Annotated in this window: 13 protein-coding genes; 7 read left to right on the top strand and 6 right to left on the bottom strand. The window is 66.3% G+C overall.

All coding sequences use genetic code 11. The annotated features are described in order from the left end of the window. The first annotated feature begins 30 nt into the window (after positions 1 to 30). Positions 31 to 1596 carry a protein adenylyltransferase SelO gene (locus tag AB4Y98_RS19010; RefSeq protein ID WP_442244926.1) on the top strand — a complete coding sequence of 522 codons (1566 nt, stop codon included), beginning with the start codon at positions 31 to 33 and terminating at the stop codon, positions 1594 to 1596. A gap of 572 nt (positions 1597 to 2168) precedes the next feature. Continuing rightward, a complete protein-coding gene (locus AB4Y98_RS19015) occupies positions 2169 to 2705 on the top strand; it encodes an adenine phosphoribosyltransferase (protein WP_230113356.1) in 537 nt (178 codons plus the stop codon). Between the two features lie 154 nt (positions 2706 to 2859). On the opposite strand, the gene dbpA is transcribed toward AB4Y98_RS19015, so the two are convergent. The 4 genes from dbpA to AB4Y98_RS19035 form a co-directional block, all read right to left on the bottom strand. Further along, complete coding sequence (gene dbpA, locus AB4Y98_RS19020) at positions 2860 to 4236, bottom strand: ATP-dependent RNA helicase DbpA (protein ID WP_230113357.1); 1377 nt, start codon at positions 4234 to 4236, stop codon at positions 2860 to 2862. Positions 4237 to 4338: 102 nt separating this feature from the next. Further along, positions 4339 to 4611: a hypothetical protein gene (locus tag AB4Y98_RS19025; RefSeq protein WP_442244927.1), complete on the bottom strand. Its 273-nt coding sequence runs from the start codon at positions 4609 to 4611 to the stop codon at positions 4339 to 4341. Between the two features lie 44 nt (positions 4612 to 4655). Beyond that, positions 4656 to 5198 carry a CbrC family protein gene (locus AB4Y98_RS19030; RefSeq protein WP_442244928.1) on the bottom strand — a complete coding sequence of 181 codons (543 nt, stop codon included), beginning with the start codon at positions 5196 to 5198 and terminating at the stop codon, positions 4656 to 4658. 74 nt (positions 5199 to 5272) lie between these two features. Then, positions 5273 to 6352, bottom strand: a complete 1080-nt coding sequence (locus AB4Y98_RS19035) for a YeiH family protein (RefSeq protein WP_442244929.1) — start codon at positions 6350 to 6352, stop codon at positions 5273 to 5275. A 101-nt stretch (positions 6353 to 6453) separates the two neighbouring features. Between AB4Y98_RS19035 and AB4Y98_RS19040 the strand changes: the two genes are divergently transcribed. Together AB4Y98_RS19040 and AB4Y98_RS19045 are read left to right on the top strand one after the other, a co-directional pair. Next, the gene (locus AB4Y98_RS19040; RefSeq protein ID WP_442244930.1) at positions 6454 to 7329 is read left to right on the top strand and encodes a LysR family transcriptional regulator; all 876 of its coding nucleotides are present in this window, start codon (positions 6454 to 6456) and stop codon (positions 7327 to 7329) included. 159 nt (positions 7330 to 7488) lie between these two features. Next, positions 7489 to 9387: an ATP-binding cassette domain-containing protein gene (locus AB4Y98_RS19045; RefSeq protein ID WP_442244931.1), complete on the top strand. Its 1899-nt coding sequence runs from the start codon at positions 7489 to 7491 to the stop codon at positions 9385 to 9387. Between the two features lie 300 nt (positions 9388 to 9687). Here the strand turns inward: AB4Y98_RS19045 and AB4Y98_RS19050 are convergent, their stop codons facing one another. Together AB4Y98_RS19050 and AB4Y98_RS19055 are read right to left on the bottom strand one after the other, a co-directional pair. Next, a complete protein-coding gene (locus AB4Y98_RS19050; RefSeq protein ID WP_099821251.1) occupies positions 9688 to 10149 on the bottom strand; it encodes a c-type cytochrome in 462 nt (153 codons plus the stop codon). 9 nt (positions 10150 to 10158) lie between these two features. Next, the gene (locus tag AB4Y98_RS19055) at positions 10159 to 10554 is read right to left on the bottom strand and encodes a c-type cytochrome (protein ID WP_312108249.1); all 396 of its coding nucleotides are present in this window, start codon (positions 10552 to 10554) and stop codon (positions 10159 to 10161) included. Positions 10555 to 10759: 205 nt separating this feature from the next. Between AB4Y98_RS19055 and AB4Y98_RS19060 the strand changes: the two genes are divergently transcribed. The 3 genes from AB4Y98_RS19060 to AB4Y98_RS19070 are packed head-to-tail and all read left to right on the top strand — an operon-like array spanning position 10760 to position 18506. Then, entirely contained in the window at positions 10760 to 11911 is a 1152-nt protein-coding gene (locus tag AB4Y98_RS19060) for an efflux RND transporter periplasmic adaptor subunit (RefSeq protein ID WP_025875055.1), read from the top strand. After that, a complete protein-coding gene (locus AB4Y98_RS19065) occupies positions 11908 to 15429 on the top strand; it encodes an efflux RND transporter permease subunit (protein WP_442244932.1) in 3522 nt (1173 codons plus the stop codon). Before AB4Y98_RS19060 ends, AB4Y98_RS19065 begins: the two co-directional genes overlap by 4 nt. Beyond that, positions 15426 to 18506: an efflux RND transporter permease subunit gene (locus AB4Y98_RS19070; RefSeq protein ID WP_442244933.1), complete on the top strand. Its 3081-nt coding sequence runs from the start codon at positions 15426 to 15428 to the stop codon at positions 18504 to 18506. The genes AB4Y98_RS19065 and AB4Y98_RS19070 overlap by 4 nt, the downstream gene beginning before the upstream one ends. The last annotated feature ends 66 nt before the right edge of the window (positions 18507 to 18572 follow it).

An 18572-nucleotide genomic window follows, 5' to 3' on the forward strand; every position in this document is an offset into this window, starting at 1 on the left:
GACGGCCGTCGTCGCCCCCATGCTGTGCTCATGGATACCACAGCTCCCCAGTTCGACAACCGCCTGCTGAATCTGCTGCCGGGCGATCCCGAGTCCGGTCCGCGCCGGCGCGAAGTGCTGGGTGCGGCCTGGTCGTCGGTAATGCCGACGCCTGTCGCAGCGCCGGTGCTGCTGGCGTGGTCGCCGGAGGTTGCCGGGATGCTGGGGTTCGATCCTGCGCAGGTCGATGACGAAGGCTTCGCCGAGGTGTTCGGCGGCAACGCGTTGTACGCGGGCATGCAGCCGTGGGCGGCCAACTATGGAGGCCATCAGTTCGGCCATTGGGCCGGTCAGCTCGGTGATGGCCGCGCCATCTCGCTGGGCGAGGTGATCGCCCCCGATGGCCGGCACTGGGAGCTGCAGCTGAAGGGTGCCGGGCCGACGCCGTATTCGCGCGGCGCCGACGGCCGTGCGGTGCTGCGCTCGTCGATCCGTGAATTCCTGTGCAGCGAGGCCATGCATCACCTGGGTGTGCCGACCACGCGCGCCCTGTCGCTGGTCGGCACCGGCGAAGACGTGGTGCGCGACATGTTCTACGACGGTCATCCGCGTGCGGAACCTGGCGCGATCGTCTGCCGGGTATCGCCCTCGTTCCTGCGCTTTGGTTCGTTTGAACTGCCTGCTTCACGTGGCGAGACCGCACTGCTGAAGCAACTGGTCGAGGCGTGCATCGCCCGCGATTTCCCGGAACTGACGGGGCAGGGCGAAGCGCTGTATGGCGACTGGTTCGCACAGATCGCCGTGCGTACCGCAGAGATGATCGCGCACTGGATGCGCGTGGGCTTCGTGCACGGGGTGATGAACACCGACAACCTCTCCGTGCTCGGCGTGACGCTGGACTATGGCCCCTATGGCTGGGTCGAAGACTTCGACCCGGACTGGACCCCGAACACCACCGATGCGCAGGGACGCCGCTATCGTTTCGGCCCCCAGCCGCAGGTGGCGTACTGGAATCTCAACCGGCTTGCGCAGGCGCTGTCGCCGTTGTTCGCCGACGTGCAGCCGCTGCAGGCAGGGCTGGCCGCTTACCAGGCGACCTTTGTCGCCTGCACCCGCCGCGATGTTGCGGCCAAGCTGGGGCTGGCCGCGGCCGACGATGCCGATCTGCAGCTTTACCAGCGCTGGCAGCAGCTGATGCAGGACGGCGGCATGGACATGACCCTGGGATGGCGTGCGTTGATGCGCATTGATGCCAACGCACCCGATGCAAGCGTATTGGCCGAGGTCTTCTACGACGCCGAGCGCCAGCACGCGGTGCAGGAACCTCTGCAGCAGTGGTTGCAGGAGTACGCGGCGCGGCTGCGTGCCGATCCGCTGCCGGCAGCCGAGCGTGTCGCGAAGATGGGCGCGGCCAGTCCACTGTATGTGCTGCGCAACTGGCTGGCACAGGAAGCGATCGACCGCGCCGAGCAGGGCGACCTGGGCGGTGTGCATGCCCTGCAGGACGTGCTGCGTGATCCATACACCGAACGCCCGGGTCTGGAGCATTACGCCGGCAAGCGCCCAGCGTGGGCAGACAATCGTGCCGGCTGTTCAATGCTGTCCTGCAGTTCCTGAAGAGTGTTCTTCTGCAGGGCTGCGCCCTGCACCCGCAGCAGCAACAGCAACAGCAACAGCCGAAGCAACAGCAACGGCGCGCATTCCGTGGGATGGCGGGGCACTGTGGGTTTGCGGGGACGCCGTGAATCCGTCCATGGAGGCTTGGTCGCCGCATCCATGCGGCTCACACCCCGCAAACCCACAGTGCCCCGCCTTCGACAGTTGGCCGGTGGCCAGTAGATCCACGCCATGCGTGGATGCTTTTCGTTCAATTCGCGAGATATTCGATTTCGATGGAGATTCATCCACGCACGGCGTGGATCTATGACAGATCGCAGGAAACTGTCGAAAGGTGGGGCGGTGTCGGATTGCGGGGTGTCAGCCGCATGGATGCGGCTGCCAAGCCTACAGGGACGTACTTGCGGCGTCCCCGCAATCCGACACCGCCCCGCCAAACCACGTGATTCAGCTTTTGCTTTGGCTCTTGATCTGGCCTCTGCAGGTGCCGGGCGCAGCCCGGCCGAACCCCTCATCAGGCAGCCGGCGCCCGGAACAGGTACCCTATGCCGCCATCAGACAACCGAATCGCCATGACCGACGCCATCGTCGCTCCGCAGTGGGCCTCGCGCCTGCGCGACATCGCCGACTTCCCCAAGCCGGGCATCCTGTTCAAGGACATCATGCCGCTGCTCGCCCACAGCGACGATTTCCGTGGCGCGATCGTTGCGATGTCCGAGCGCTGGCGCGAGCAGAAGCTGGACGCGGTGATCGGCATCGAATCGCGCGGCTTCATCCTTGGCGCCGCCATGGCGCTTGAGCTCGGCGTGGGCTTCGTGCCAGTGCGCAAGCCGGGCAAGCTGCCGGGCAAGGTGCTGCGCGAGGAATACACCCTCGAATACCGCAGCGACTGCATCGAAGTACATGCGGATGCACTGCCCGCAGGCGCGCGCGTGGCGATCATCGACGACGTGCTGGCAACCGGCGGTACGCTGGTTGCTGCGTTGTCGCTGGTGCGCCGCCTGGGCGTGGAAGTAGTCGGCGCCGGCGTGCTGGTCGAGCTGGACGGCCTGGGTGGCCGTGGCCGCTGGGAAGCGGATCTGCCGCTGCACACCGAACTGGTGTTCTGATTCCGCAGGTGCCAACCAAGGTTGGCGCCTACCCGGGCGAATCGCGGTGAACCGGTAGTTGCCAACCTTGGTTGGCACCGCATGGATGGGCCAACCAAGGTTGGCCACTACCAGGCCACGTCGCTGCCAACCGTGATTGGCAGCGCTCCTTCAATCACATCATCCGCACGCGGAATCGTCGGCCCTTGATCTTGCCGGCTTCCAGCTTCGCCACTGCCTTGTTCACCTGTTCACGGGCGATGGCCACGTAGGAGCGGGTCGGGAAGATCGCGATCTTGCCGATGTGCTTGGCCGACAGGCCGGCGTCGCCGGTAAGTGCACCGAGGATGTCGCCCGCGCGCAGCTTGTCGGTCTTGCCGCCATCGATACGCAGGGTGCGCATCGCCGCCTGCGGCAGCTCGGCCGGGCGCGACGTCGCCAGCGGCGTCTTCTGCCAGTCCAGCGGCTCGCCGCGCTGTGTTTCGATGGCCTCGGCGCGGTTCTTTTCGCGGCCCGCTACCAGGCTGATCGCCAAGCCACTGGCGCCGGCACGACCGGTACGGCCGACACGATGCTGGTAGCTCTCCACATCGGTGGGCAGCTCGTAGTTGATCACCGCCGCCAGGTCTTCCACGTCCAGCCCGCGCGCGGCGACGTCGCTGGCAACCAGCACGTTGCAGCTGCGGTTGGCCAGGCGCAGCAGCACTTCCTCGCGGTCGCGCTGTTCCATGTCGCCATGCAGGGCGAGCGCGGAGAAGCCGAACTGCTGGAGCGAGTTGGCGACTTCGTCCACGTCCTTGCGGGTGTTGCAGAACACCACCGCCGATTCGGGCGTGTACTTAAGCAGCAGGCCAGCCAGCGCCTTCTGCCGATGCGCCGGCTCCACTTCGCAGAACACGTGGCGGATGGCCGGGGCCTGGTCGGCGCCATCCACCGTCACTTCAGCGGCATCGCGCAACAGGTCGCGGGCCATGGCGCGGATGGTGTCGGGGAAGGTGGCCGAGAACAGCAGGCTCTGGCGATCGCGATGGGTGCGGCCGGCGATCTCGCGGATCGGTTCCTCAAAGCCCATGTCGAGCATGCGGTCGGCTTCGTCCAGCACCAGCGTGCGCACTGCGCCCAGGTTCAGTGCGCGCTTGCGCGCCAGTTCCTGCACGCGGCCAGGCGTGCCGACCACCACGTGCGGATCATGGCTTTCCAGCGACGCCAGCTGCGGGCCCAGCGGCGTGCCGCCGGTCAGCAGCAGCAGCTTCAGGTTGGGGATGCCGGTGGCCAGCTTGCGGATCTGCTTGGCGACCTGGTCGGCCAGCTCGCGGGTCGGGCACAGTACCAGTGCCTGCACGCGGATCAGGCTGGGATCGATGGCCTGCAGCAGGCCGAGGCCGAACGCCGCCGTCTTGCCGCTGCCGGTCGGCGCCTGCGCGATCACATCGCGGCCATCCAGGATCGCGGGCAGGCTCTGCGCCTGCACGGGGGTGAGAGTGGTGTAGCCGAGGGCATCAAGGCCGGGCTGCAGGGCCGGGCTCAGCGGCAGGGTCGAGAAATCAGTCATGGCGCATTGTACCTGCGCGCGCGCCCGGTCCCGCCGTCGTTCACGATTGTGGGGGCGCCTGGTAGCGGCCGACCTTGGTCGGCACCTTGGCCGAACGTCTTCTCAGCCCAGCCCGATGGCCACCAGCCGCGCAGCCATGGCCTGCAACTGCTCCCGGCTGGCCGGTTTTCCAGCGACCCGGGGCTCCAGCAGCAGCTGGTGGAACCACGGGTTGGCGTGCCGCGTGTCGACGTCGAACGAGCAGGTCGCCTGCGCGCCCATCACCGCCTGAACGATCTCGACCAGCGTGTCTTCGGCTTCATCCACATTACCCGGCCCGTAACGGTCATCCAGCAATCGCAACGGGATAGGCAGCAGGGCGGGGGAGGCGGGCATGTCTCAAGTCTAACGATCCACGTTGGACATGCGCAGCAGGAGGCTCAGGCCGCGTCAACATGGAACTGGATCAGGCCGCAGTGCAGGCACTCGAACGTGTAGAAGCCGATATCTCCACCGGGTTCGTAGTCGCTGACCAGCTCCGACCAAAGTGCTTGGTCGGCGTCGTTGGCCGCGCACCATGCCGCGATGCTCGCTGCCGAGGCCTGACTCAGCTGTTCCATGGTGGCATCGCCCAGGAAGCGGCAGACATCACTGCAATGGGCCAGCCATTTTTCCCCTTGAAAGCTGACGTAGCCTGGCGTGCGCAGGGACAGCTCTTCCAAAGCGGTTACGGGCACGCCGTGGTCGACGTCCAGGCTGCAGGCAAATGCGATATTCAGTGCCGACGCTGCTCGGCCATCGGCAATGCACCAAGGGCAGATCTGCTCTGAATAATCTTCGCGCCCTGCGTGGATGGCATCGCGCAGGTACACGTATCCACGCGCTTGCTGGCAGACCCTGCAGGCAGCAGTGGACGACCCCACGTTGCCCGTCGCAACCGGGTCCGGGTGGTAGCGGAAGTTTGGAAAGTCATTGATGCTCATGGCGTCCATCCGGTGCAGCGCAGGGTACGGTCTTGTACGACCTGCGGATGGTCCCGGCAAGCTGGGAGGGTCGCTCAGCCAAGCACCGCCAGCACACCCTGGTGGATCGCCAGGCCGCCGAACAGCAGCCAGCCGAACAGGATCAGCGCCAGCAGCAGCGGCTTCAGGCCGGCCTGGCGCAGGGCCGAGACGTGGGTGGTCAGGCCCAGTGCGGCCATCGCCATCGCCAGCAGCACCGTATCCAGCTGCACCAGTCCTGCCTGCAGCCCGGCCGGCAGCAGGTGCAGCGAATTGAGGCCGGCAACCGCCACGAAACCGAACGCGAACCACGGCACCACGATCCGGGCCTTGCCACCGTCCGCCGTCGCCTTGCCGCCACGCGCCAGCCACAGCGACAGCGCGATCAGGAACGGTGCCAGCAACATCACCCGCACCATCTTGGTGATGACGGCGGTATCGGCGGCCGGCTCGCTTACCGCGCGTCCGGCAGCGACCACCTGTGCGACTTCGTGCACGGTCGCGCCGGTGAACAGGCCGTACTGCTGCGCGTCCATCGCCAGCCAGCCATGTGACTGCACCAGCGTGTACAGCGCGGGATACAGGAACATCGCCACCGTTCCAAACACCACCACCGTCGATACCGCTACCGTTACCTGCGCGGCGCGACCGCGCACCACGGGTTCGGCGGCCATGACGGCGGCCGCACCGCAGATGGCACTGCCGGCACCGATCAGCATGGCGGCCTCGCGCTCCATCTTGAACACGCGCACGCCCAACCAGCAGGCCAGGCCAAAGGTGCTCGCCACTACCAGCACGTCCATCAGCACGCCGGCGACGCCGACGTGGCCGATGTCCTGGAAGGTCAGCCGCAGGCCGTACAGCACGATGCCGGCGCGCAGCAGCCAATGCTTGGAGAAGCCGACGCCCGCCGCGCTGGCAGGGGTCAGCCGCGGGTAGAGCGTGTTGCCGACCACGATGCCAGCGACGATTGCCACCGTCAGTGCGCTCAGGCCATGCGCCTGCAGCCACGGCAGCTCGGCCAGGTACAGCGAGGCGGCCGCGACGAGGCCGACCAGCAGCAGGCCGGGCAGCCGCGGTTGCCAGCGCTGGCGCAGGGCGGGCGGGGACCAGGAGGAGAGAGCAGGGGCGTTCATGGCAGTGGAAGGGTCTGAAGAGGCCATGCCAGCGTGCGCTCGCCACATTGACCAGTAAAACGAATAATATTGGTGAAAATTACCTATCCAGTAGGTTGAATGTGCGCCTGACCCTCCGCCAGCTGCAGGTCTTCGTCGCCATCGCCGATCACGGCAGCACCACGGCTGCCGGTCAGGCCATCGCCCTCTCGCAATCGGCCAGCAGCGCCGCATTGCAGGAACTGGAGGCCCATTTCGGCACGCCGCTGTTCGACCGCATCGGCCGTCGTCTGGCGTTGAACGGCCACGGCCGGGCATTGCTGGAACCGGCGCGCGCGTTGCTGGTCAATGCCGCCGATCTGGAGCGGCAGTTGGCGGCGGGCGGTGACCCCGCCCAAGGTGCACCCCTGCGGCTGGTACTGGCGGCCAGCACCACCGTCGGCAACTACCTGCTGCCGCCGCGTATCGCCGAACTGCTGCGGCAGGCGCCGCAGGCCGAGGTCGACCTGCGCATCGACAACAGCGCAGGCGTGGTGGCGGCCGTTCAACGGTTGGACGTGGATGCAGGATTGATCGAAGGCCCATGCCATGAACGCGGACTGCAGGTTACGGCCTGGCAGCAGGATTCGCTGGTGATCGTGGCAGCCGCGGACGCGCCCCCGCGTTGGTCGCTGGATGAACTGCGCGCCGCCCGTTGGCTGCTGCGCGAACCCGGATCCGGCACCCGCGAGGCCGTCGAACAGGCGTTGCTGCCGCACCTGCGCGGCTTCGCGCAGACCCTGCAGCTGGGCAATACCGAAGCCATCAAGCAAGCCGCCATTGCCGGCCTCGGCCTGGCCTGCCTGTCCCGCCACGCCCTGGAAGAACCCTTGGCCCTCGGTCGACTGCGCATTCTGGAAACCCCGCTGCCCGCCCTGCAGCGCACCCTGTGGCTGGTACGCCACCCCGGCAAGCGATGGTTGCCGGGTTTGCAGGCGTTGTTGGGAGACGTGCAGTAGCAGGGATTCATTTTCCCCAGACGCGAATTCCACGAAGGGGTCAGAGCCCGTTGCGCAGCAACGGGATCCGACCCCGTGCCGACCAACGGTCGGCACCCACCAACAGCAGCGGAAATCTGTCGAAGGCGGGGTGGGTCCGGTTGCGGGGGTGTCCGCGGCATGGATGCCGCGGCCAAGCCCCCAAGGACGGGTTTACGGAACGTCGACTTCAGCGTCGGCGGCCCGCTGTTGCTGGAAAAAGCCGAACTGTCGATCGAGCCGGGCGAGCGTATCGCCCTGATCGGCCGCAACGGCGCCGGCAAATCGACCCTGCTCAAGCTGCTGTCCGGCGACCACAAGCCCGATGATGGTGAAGTGCGCGTGCAGCAGGGCGTGCGCGTGACTCGCCTGGAGCAGGAGGTGCCGCATGGCGCCGCTGGCAGCGTGTTCGACGTCGTCGCCGATGGCCTGGGCGAACTGGGCCAATGGCTCGCCGAATTCCATCACCTCAGCCACGCCGACGTGTTCGATGGCGAAGCGCTGGGCAACGTCCAGGCCAAGATCGATGCCGCCAACGGCTGGGGCTTGGACCAGCGCGTCAGCGAGACCCTGACCAAGCTCGACCTCGATGGCGACGCGGAGTTCGCGCGCCTGTCCGGCGGCATGAAGCGCCGCGTGCTGCTCGGCCGCGCGCTGGTCTCCAGCCCCGACCTGCTGCTGCTGGACGAACCGACCAACCACCTCGACATCGAAGCCATCGACTGGCTCGAAATGTTCCTCAAGAACTGGAACGGCAGCGTGGTGTTCGTCACTCATGACCGCCGCTTCCTGCGAGCACTGGCCACCCGCATCGTCGAGATCGATCGCGGCCAGGTCACCAGCTGGCCGGGCGACTGGGCCAACTACGAGCGCCGTCGCGAAGAACGCCTCAACGCGCAGGCCCAGGAAAACGCACGGTTCGACAAGCTGCTGGCGCAGGAAGAAGTGTGGATCCGCCAGGGCATCAAGGCACGCCGCACCCGCGACGAAGGCCGCGTACGACGCTTGAAGGCGATGCGCAACGAGCGTTCCGCCCGCCGCGACCTCAGCGGCAACGTCAAGATGGAAGCAGCCCAGGGCGTGAGCTCGGGCAAGAAGGTCATCGACATCAAGGACATTTCGTTCGCCTTCGGCGATCGCACGATGGTCCGCGATTTCTCCACCACCATCCTGCGTGGCGACCGCATCGGCCTGATCGGCCCCAACGGCAGTGGCAAGACCACGCTGTTGAAGCTGCTGCTGGGCGAACTGCAGCCGCAGAAGGGTGAGGTCAACGCCGGCACCAACCTGCAGGTTGCGTACTTCGACCAGTACCGTGCAGTGCTGCGCGAAGACTGGAGCGCGATCGAGAACGTGGCCGAAGGCCGCGATTTCCTCGAGTTCAACGGCAAGCGCAAGCACGTGCACGCCTACCTGCAGGACTTCATGTTCACCCCCGAGCGCGCGCGCGCGCCGATCACCCGCCTGTCCGGTGGCGAGCGCAACCGCCTGCTGCTGGCCAAGCTGTTCGCGCAGCCGTCCAACCTGCTGGTGATGGACGAACCGACCAACGATCTGGACGTGGAAACCCTGGAGCTGCTGGAAGAGCTGCTGGGCGAATACAACGGCACGTTGCTGCTGGTCAGCCATGATCGTGACTTCATCGACAACGTGGTGACCTCCACGCTGGTGATGGAAGGCGATGGCGTGATCGGTGAGTACGTGGGTGGCTACAGTGACTGGCAGCGTTACGCGGCCAGCGTCGCTGCTGCGCCTGCGGTGGTTGCCGCGGCCAAGCCCGCTGCCGCTGCGCCGGCGGCGGCTGCGGAGCCGGCAGCGCCCAAGCGCAAGCTTCCCTACAAGGAGGCACGCGAGCTGGAGCAGTTGCCGAAGACAATTGAAAAGCTCGAAGGCGATGTCGAAGGCCTGACCGCAGCGATGAACGATCCGTCGTTCTACACGCGCAGCAGTGCCGAAGTGACCGCGCACACCCAGCAGCTGGCCAAGGTGCAGGCCGAACTGGACGCCGCGTACGCGCGCTGGGAAGAACTGGAAGGCTGATCGGCCACCACGGCCACCACGGCCGTCTCGCCTTGGCGGGCGGCTGTGGCTTCTGATCTGATTCCGCCTTGTAGCGAGCCGAGCACCGCAGGTCCGGCGAGGGCGGAGAGGTGCGGGTGTCTGAGCGCAGCGAGTTCCCGCGCCGTCCCTCGGCGGACCGAGGAGCGCAGGGTACCGGTGCGTAGCACCGGCTCGCGGATGGCGGAGCGTTTCTTTTGGTTACTTTTCTTTGCGCGCAAAGAAAAGTAACGCCCATGAACGCATCAGATTGCAGCAGCAGTCGCGATCCGCCCAGCGCGATCACTTGACCCCGTGCAGATCCCGCAGCTGGCTCGTGCGGCTGCCGAAGTACGCCGCCAGATCGGCGATGTCCTGATCGCTCAGGTCCTTCGCCTGCGGTGTCATCAGCGCATGCTGGCGATCACCGGCACGGTAGGCCTGCAGCGCATGCGCGAGGTAATCGCCATATTGCCCACCCAGCTTCGGATAGGTCGGATCGATCGGCGCATTGCCGTCGGCACCGTGGCAATCGATGCAGCTCTGGCTGGTCGCCTTGCTCTTGACCTTGGCGCGGGCCTCGCCGGCGGCTTCACGCCCGGCAGGCAGGCCCGCGGAGGAGGACGATCCGTGCTCGCCGCTGGCGTGGCCGGGATCGCCGGCGGATTTCTCGCTGTTCTCCACCTGTGACTGCGAGCAGGCCGCCAGCAGCAGGGCGACGGACAGGGCGATGGCGTGACGCAGTGGATGCGCGGCTTTCGACATGGGCGGGCCTTACTTGACGGTGGACAGGTAAACAGCGAGATCGGCGATCTCCTGTTCGCTGAAACTCATCGACTGCGCCTGCATCGTCGGATGCCGGCGCTTGCCCTGGCGGTACTCGGTCAGGGCCTGGGTCAGGTACTGCTGGGTCTGGCCACCGATCTTCGGTACCCGGTAACTGGGGTAGGCGTTCTTGTAACCGGTGATGCCGTGGCAACCCTGGCAGGTGTAGGCCAGCACACGGCCATTGTCGAAACTGCCGGTGGGCGTGGCAGCCGTCGGCACAGGGGCCGGAGCCGGTGCCGGGGCGGGTGCTGCAGGAGCAGAAGCAGGTGCGGGCTGTGCGGCGGCCCCGAGGGGCAGGAGGACGGCCAGAGCGAGACAAGCGGCGAGCGGCTGCGGGCGCATGGTGTCTTTTCCGGGGATTCGGGTCTGGTCGTTCCGGCGTGGGGTACGGAACGACCCGAGTATAGCCTCAGGTTTCATCTAGCTGAAATGGGGTCGGCCCGACCGGCGGCGTGAAGACACCATGACCTTTGGGATATGGTGTTGCCGTGAAGTGGTGCATTACTTTGCTACCACACCTGCCCACGCATCCTCCAGGGATCTGACGATGTCGCACCAAACCTTCCTGCCCGGCCCCCGCAGCGGACTCTGCGCTGCCGCGCTGCTGCTCTCCACCTCCCTGCTGCTGAGCGGTTGCGCCGCTGGGCCCAACAACGAGGCCAAGGCGGCCGAGACCAAGGACGAGAAGAAGGTCGACGCGGTGCCGGTGGAAGTGGCCGTGGCCAGCCATCGTGCGGTGGCCGCCAGCTACACCGGAACCGCAGCACTGGAGCCGCGCGCCGAATCGCAGGTGGTCGCCAAGACGTCGGGCGTTGCCTTGGCGGTACTGGTCGAGGAAGGGCAGCGGGTCAGCGCCGGGCAGCCTCTGGTGCGGCTGGATCCGGACCGCGCACGCCTGGCCGTTGCCCAGAGCGAGGCGCAGATGCGCAAGCTGGAAAACAACTACCAGCGCGCACAGAAGCTGGTCGGCCAGCAGATGGTCAGTGCTGCCGATGTCGACCAGCTGCGCTACGACCTGGAAAACGTGCGCGCGCAGTACCGCCTGGCCACGCTGGAACTGTCCTACACCACCGTGGTCGCACCGATTTCCGGCGTGATCGCCTCGCGATCGATCAAGACCGGCAACTTCGTGCAGATCAACACGCCGATCTTCCGCATCGTCGACAACTCGCGGCTGGAAGCCACCCTCAACGTGCCCGAGCGCGAGCTGGCGACCTTGCGTGCAGGCCAGCCGGTCACGCTGTCGGCCGATGCGCTGCCGGGCCAGACCTTCACTGGTGTGGTGGACCGTATCGCGCCGGTGGTGGATTCGGGCAGCGGTACGTTCCGTGTGGTCAGTGCTTTCGATGGCGCCGCGCAGTCGCTGCAGCCGGGCATGTTCGGCCGTATCCGCATCGACTACGACCAGCGTGCCGATGCACTGGTGGTACCGCGCCTGGCGCTGCTGGACGATGGTGAGCCGGCAGTGTTCCGCGTGCGCGAGGGCAAGGTCGCGCGGGTGCCGGTCAAGCTTGGCTACGCCGAAGGGCCGTGGGTGGAAATCCGTGAGGGACTGGCGGCGGGTGACCAGATCGTCACCGCCGGCAAGGTCGCCCTGCGCGACGGCACGGCGGTGCAGGTGATCGCCGATCCGAAGGCCAAGGCGAAGACCGTAACCGCCTCGGCCAAGCCGGCAGAGAAGGCCGGGAGCACGCAATGACCGCGCCCGGCCACGACCACGGTGCCTCGCCAGGGAGCGACGGCGCCGCCGCAGGCATGCGTGGCGGCCTGGTGGAGTTCGCCACTCGCCGCCGCGTCACCATCGCCATGTGCACGGTCACCCTGCTGCTGTTCGGCCTGATCGCACTGGGCAACCTCAAGGTCAACCTGCTGCCCGACCTGAGCTATCCGACGCTGACCGTGCGCACCGAGTACACCGGTGCGGCGCCGACGGAAATGGAAACCCTGATCACCCAGCCGGTCGAAGAAGCCGTGGGCGTGGTCAAGAACCTGCGCAAGCTGAAGTCGGTCTCGCGCACCGGCCAGAGTGATGTGGTGCTCGAGTTCGCCTGGGGCACCAACATGGACCAGGCCAGCCTGGAAGTGCGCGACAAGATGGAAGCGCTGAACCTGCCCCTGGAAGCCAAGGCGCCGGTGCTGCTGCGTTTCAATCCCTCCACCGAGCCGATCATGCGCCTGGTGCTGTCGACCAAGGCCGCGCCTGCGACCGACGAAGAAGCGATCCGTGAATTGACCGGCCTGCGTCGCTATGCCGACGAAGACCTGAAGAAGAAGCTGGAGCCGGTTACCGGCGTGGCGGCGGTGAAGGTTGGCGGTGGCCTGGAAGACGAGATCCAGGTCGACATCGACCAGCAGAAACTGGCCCAGCTCAACCTGCCGATCGACACCGTCATCAAGCGGTTGAAGGAAGAGAACATCAACATTTCCGGCGGCCGCCTGGAGGAGGGCTCGCAGCGCTTCCTGGTGCGTACCGTCAACCAGTTCGCCGACCTGGAAGAAATCCGCAACCTGCTGGTCACCACCCAGTCCGCCAACGGCAGCGCGGCCGACTCGGCGCTGCAGCAGATGTTCAACATCGCCGCCTCTACGGGCTCGGCTGCAGCCGTCGCCGCCGCCTCCGCTGCACAGAGCGCTTCCTCTGGCGGCGCCTCCAGCGTGGTCGCCAACGGCGTGCCGGTGCGCCTGAAGGACGTGGCCACCGTGCGCCAGGGCTACAAGGAGCGCGAAGCGGTCATCCGCCTGGGCGGCAAGGAATCGGTCGAACTGGCGATCTACAAGGAAGGCGACGCCAATACCGTGGCCACCGCCGAAGCGCTGCGCAAGCGTCTGGAACAGATCAAGGCAACGTTCCCGGCCGATGCCGAACTGACCACGATCGAAGACCAGTCGCGCTTCATCGAGCACGCCATCGCCGACGTCAAGAAGGACGCAGTGATCGGTGGCCTGCTGGCGATCCTGATCATCTTCCTGTTCCTGCGCGACGGCTGGAGCACGTTCGTGATCAGCCTGTCGTTGCCGGTCTCGATCATCGCCACGTTCTTCTTCATGGGCCAGCTTGGCCTGAGCTTGAACGTGATGTCGCTGGGCGGCCTGGCACTGGCCACCGGCCTAGTGGTGGATGACTCCATCGTGGTGCTGGAGAGCATCGCCAAGGCGCGCGAACGCGGCCTGGGCATCCTGCAGGCGGCGATCGCCGGTACCCGTGAAGTGAGCATGGCCGTGGTCGCCTCGACCCTGACCACCATCGCGGTGTTCCTGCCGCTGGTGTTCGTCGACGGCATCGCCGGCCAGCTGTTCCGCGACCAAGCGTTGACCGTGGCCATCGCCATCGCGATTTCGCTGCTGGTGTCGATGACCCTGATTCCGATGCTGAGCTCGCTGAAGGGCCGGCCGCCGCTGGCCTTCCCGGAAGAAGCTGCAGCCGAGCCGTGGCAACCGCAGAGCCGCTGGCAGAAGCCGGTCGCACTCGGCCGTCGTGGTGTGGTGGCGACGATGCGCTGGAGTTTCTACGCGCTGGCATGGCTGGTGGTGCGCCTCTGCCGTGGCGTGGCTGCAGTGGTCGGCCCGGTGATGCGCAAGGCCAGCGACATCGCCATGAAGCCGTACGCCGGTGCCGAACGTGGCTACCTGCGGCTGCTGCCGGGTGCGTTGGCCCACCCTGGCAAGGTGCTGGGCCTGGCTGCGCTAGCGTTTGTCGGCACGATGGCGCTGGTGCCGATGCTCGGCGCCGACCTGATCCCGCAGCTGGCGCAGGACCGTTTCGAAATGACGGTCAAGCTGCCGGCCGGCACGCCGCTGAAGCAGACCGATGCGCTGGTGCGTGAGCTGCAGTTGGCGCATGGCAAGGGCGAAGGCGTGGCATCGCTGTACGGTGTCAGCGGCAGCGGTACCCGCCTGGATGCCAGCCCGACCGAGAGTGGCGAGAACATCGGCAAGCTGACCATCGTGATGGAAGGCGGCGGCAACCCGCAGACCGAAGCGGAGATCACCGAGCGCCTGCGCGACACCATGGGCCAGCATCCGGGTGCGCAGGTCGACTTCGCGCGGCCGGCATTGTTCAGCTTCTCCACGCCGCTGGAAATCGAACTGCGCGGGCAGGACATGGCGACCCTGGAAGTGGCAGGCCAGCGCCTGGCGGCGCTGCTGCGCGGCAATGCGCACTACGCCGACGTCAAATCCACCGTGGAAGAGGGCTTCCCGGAAATCCAGATCCGCTTCGACCAGGAGCGAGCCGGTGCACTGGGCCTGACCACGCGGCAGATCGCCGATGTGGTGGTGAAGAAGGTGCGCGGCGATGTCGCCACCCGCTACAGCTTCCGCGACCGCAAGATCGACGTGCTGGTGCGCGCGCAGGAAACCGATCGTGCCAGCGTGGAGAGCATCCGCCGCTTGATCGTCAATCCGGGCAGCACCCGTCCGGTCACCCTGGATGCGGTGGCCGACGTGGTGGCCACCACTGGCCCCAGCGAAATCCATCGTGCCGACCAGACCCGGGTGGCCGTGGTCTCGGCCAACCTGCGCGACATCGACCTGGGCGCGGCCATGCGCGAAGTACAGCAGATGGTGTCCGAACAGCCGCTGGGCGCTGGCGTGGGCCTGCACATCGGCGGCCAGGGCGAGGAACTGGCACAGGCGGCGAAGTCGCTGATCTTCGCCTTCGGCCTGGCGATCTTCCTGGTCTACCTGGTGATGGCGTCGCAGTTCGAATCGCTGCTGCATCCGTTCGTGATCCTGTTCACCATCCCGCTGGCGCTGGTCGGCGCGATCCTGGCGCTGATGCTGACCGGCAAGCCGATCTCGGTGGTGGTGTTCATCGGCCTGATCCTGCTGGTCGGCCTGGTCACCAAGAACGCGATCATCCTGATCGACAAGGTCAACCAGCTGCGCGAGGCCGGCGTGGCCAAGCACGAGGCACTGGTGGAAGGTGCGCGTTCGCGCCTGCGGCCGATCATCATGACCACCCTGTGCACGCTGTTCGGCTTCCTGCCGCTGGCGGTGGCGATGGGCGAGGGCGCCGAAGTGCGCGCACCGATGGCGATCACCGTGATCGGTGGCCTGCTGATGTCGACCCTGCTGACCCTGCTGGTGATCCCGGTGGTGTACGACCTGATGGACCGCCGCGGCGATGCCTACTATCGCGAACGTGGCCGCAAGCATGCCGGCGAAGGTCTGCATGCCGCGCAGGGCAGCAGCGCGGGCGGGGAGGAGCCGGCATGAGTATTGCCGAGTTCTCCATCCGTCGGCCGGTCACCACCATCATGTGTTTCGTGTCGCTGGTGGTGGTCGGCCTGATCGCCTCGTTCCGGCTGCCACTGGAAGCGCTGCCGGACATCTCCGCACCGTTCCTGTTCGTGCAGATTCCCTACACCGGCTCCACCCCGGAAGAAGTCGAGCGGACCATCATCCGGCCGGTGGAGGAGTCGCTGGCGACGATGACCGGCATCAAGCGCATGCGGTCGTCGGCGACCTCCGAAGCTGCGTCGATCTTCATCGAGTTCAGTGACTGGGATCGTGATATCGCCATCGCCGCTTCAGATGCGCGCGAGCGCATCGACGCGATCCGCAGCGACCTGCCTGACGATGTGCAGCGCTACAACGTGTTCAAGTGGTCCAGCAGCGACCAGCCGGTGCTGAAAGTGCGTCTGGCCAGTACCACCGACCTGACCACTGCCTATGACATGCTCGACCGCGAATTCAAGCGGCGTATCGAGCGGATTCCGGGCGTGGCCCGGGTCGAGATCACCGGCGCGCCGCCGAACGAGGTGGAGATCGCGATCGATCCGAACCGCCTGAACGCCCACGGCCTGAGCATCAATGAGCTGAGCGATCGCCTGCGGACGCTGAATTTCTCGATCTCGGCCGGGCAGATCGATGACAACGGCCAGCGGGTGCGCGTGCAGCCGGTGGGCGAGATCACCGACCTGCAGGAAATGCGTGACCTGGTCATCAATGCCAAGGGGCTGCGCCTGGGTGACATTGCCGATGTGCGGCTGAAGCCGGCGCGGATGAGCTACGGCCGGCGCCTCGATGGCAATCCTGCCGTCGGCCTGGACATCTACAAGGAGCGCAGCGCCAACCTGGTGGACGTCTCGCGCGGCGCGCTTGCCGAGGTTGAAGCAATCCGCGCGCAGGACTCGATGCGCGACGTGCAGATCAAGGTGATCGACAACCAGGGCAAGGCAGTGACCTCGTCCCTGCTGGAGCTGGCCGAGGCCGGCGGCGTCGGCCTGATCCTGTCGGTGACGGTGCTGTTCTTCTTCCTGCGCCACTGGCCGTCCACGCTGATGGTGACCTTGGCCATTCCGATCTGTTTCACCATCACCCTCGGCTTCATGTACTTCGCCGGCGTCACGCTCAACATCCTGACCATGATGGGCCTGCTGCTGGCCGTGGGCATGCTGGTCGACAACGCCGTGGTGGTGGTCGAGAGCATCTACCAGGAACGCGAGCGACTGCCGGACCAGCCACGCCTGGCCTCGATCATCGGCACCCGCAACGTTGCCATCGCGCTCAGCGCCGGCACCTTGTGCCACTGCATCGTGTTCGTGCCCAACCTGTTCGGCGAAACCAACAACATCAGCATCTTCATGGCGCAGATCGCGATCACCATCTCGGTCTCGCTGCTGGCCTCGTGGCTGGTGGCGGTCAGCCTGATCCCGATGCTGTCCGCACGCATGGCCACACCGAAGCTGGTGCACTCGCAGACCGGCGTGATCGCGCGCCTGCAGCGTCGATACGCGCAGCTGTTGGACTGGTCACTGCGCCATCGTGGCTGGAGCCTGCTGGGCATCCTGCTGGTGGTGCTGGTCAGCCTGGTACCGATGAAGCTGACCAAGATCGACATGTTCGGTGGTGATGGTGGCAAGGACATCTTCATCGGCTACATGTGGAAGGGCGCCTACACCTACCGGCAGATGTCCGAGGAAGTGGCCCGCGTCGAAGCCTGGGTCGAGGAGAACCGCGAGCGTCTGCACGTGCAGCAGGTCTACTCCTGGTACAGCGAGCAGGAAGGCAGTTCGACCGTGGTCACCCTGGACGAGAAGTACGCCAAGGACATCAAGGCGCTGCAGGAGGAGCTGCGCAAGGGCCTGCCGAAGTCCGCGCGCACCGACTACTTCGTCGGCAACCAGGGCGGTGATGGTGGTGGTGGCGGCAACCAGGGCGTGCAGGTGCAGCTGGTCGGCGACTCCAGCGCGATGCTGCAGGAGATCGGCCAGGAAGTCCTGCCGCTGCTGGCCCAACGCACTGAGCTGCGCGATGTGCGCATCGACAATGGCGAGAAGGGTGGCGAGCTGAAAGTGCACGTCGACCGCGAGCGTGCAGCGGCGTTCGGATTCAATGCCGAGCAGGTGGCCAGCTTCGTCGGCCTGGCGCTGCGTGGCGCGCCGATGCGCGAGTTCCGTCGTGGTGACAACGAAGTGCCGGTGTGGGTGCGCTTTGCCGGTGCCGAACAGAGCAGCCCCGAAGACCTGGCGGGTTTCAGCGTACGCACCGGCGATGGCCGCAGCGTGCCGCTGCTGAGCCTGGTCAGTGTCGACGTTGGTTCATCGGCGACCCAGATCGGCCGCACCAACCGCCAGACCACGTTGACCATCAAGGCCAACCTGGCCGAGAAGATCACCGCGCCGGACGGCCGCAAGGCCATGGAAGCAGTGCTCAAGCCGATGAACTTCCCGGCCGGCTACGGCTTCACCTTCGACGGTGGTGACTACGGCGATGACAACGAGGCGATGCAGCAGATGGTGTTCAACCTGCTGATCGCGCTGGTGATGATCTACGTGGTGATGGCCGCGGTGTTCGAATCGCTGCTGTTCCCGGCGGCGATCATGAGCGGCGTGCTGTTCTCGATCTTCGGCGTGTTCTGGCTGTTCTGGATCACCGGCACCTCGTTCGGGATCATGTCCTTCATCGGCATCCTGGTGCTGATGGGCGTGGTGGTGAACAACGGCATCGTGATGATCGAGCACATCAACAATCTGCGTCGGGGCGGGATGGGGCGTACCCAGGCGCTGGTGGAGGGCTCACGCGAGCGTCTGCGCCCGATCATGATGACCATGGGCACGGCGATCCTGGCGATGGTGCCGATCTCGCTGACCGATACGCAGATGTTCGGCAACGGGCCGGAGTACTCGCCGATGGCGCGTGCGATTGCCGGTGGCCTGGCGTTCTCTACCGTGGTCAGCCTGCTGTTCCTGCCGACGATCTACGCGGTGCTTGATGACCTACGCAATGCGGTGGTGCGGCTGATCCAGCGCGCTCGCGGCCGCGAGGTCGTGGCGGGAACCCCGGTGTAGTGGTCGAGCTTGCTCGACCGTAGGGGCGGAAACGTGTTGTGGTGGGGGGAGACCGGTCGTAGTGGG

The organism is Stenotrophomonas sp. 2YAF26 (assembly GCF_052114625.1).
GTDB classification, from domain to species: Bacteria; Pseudomonadota; Gammaproteobacteria; order Xanthomonadales; family Xanthomonadaceae; genus Stenotrophomonas; species Stenotrophomonas indicatrix.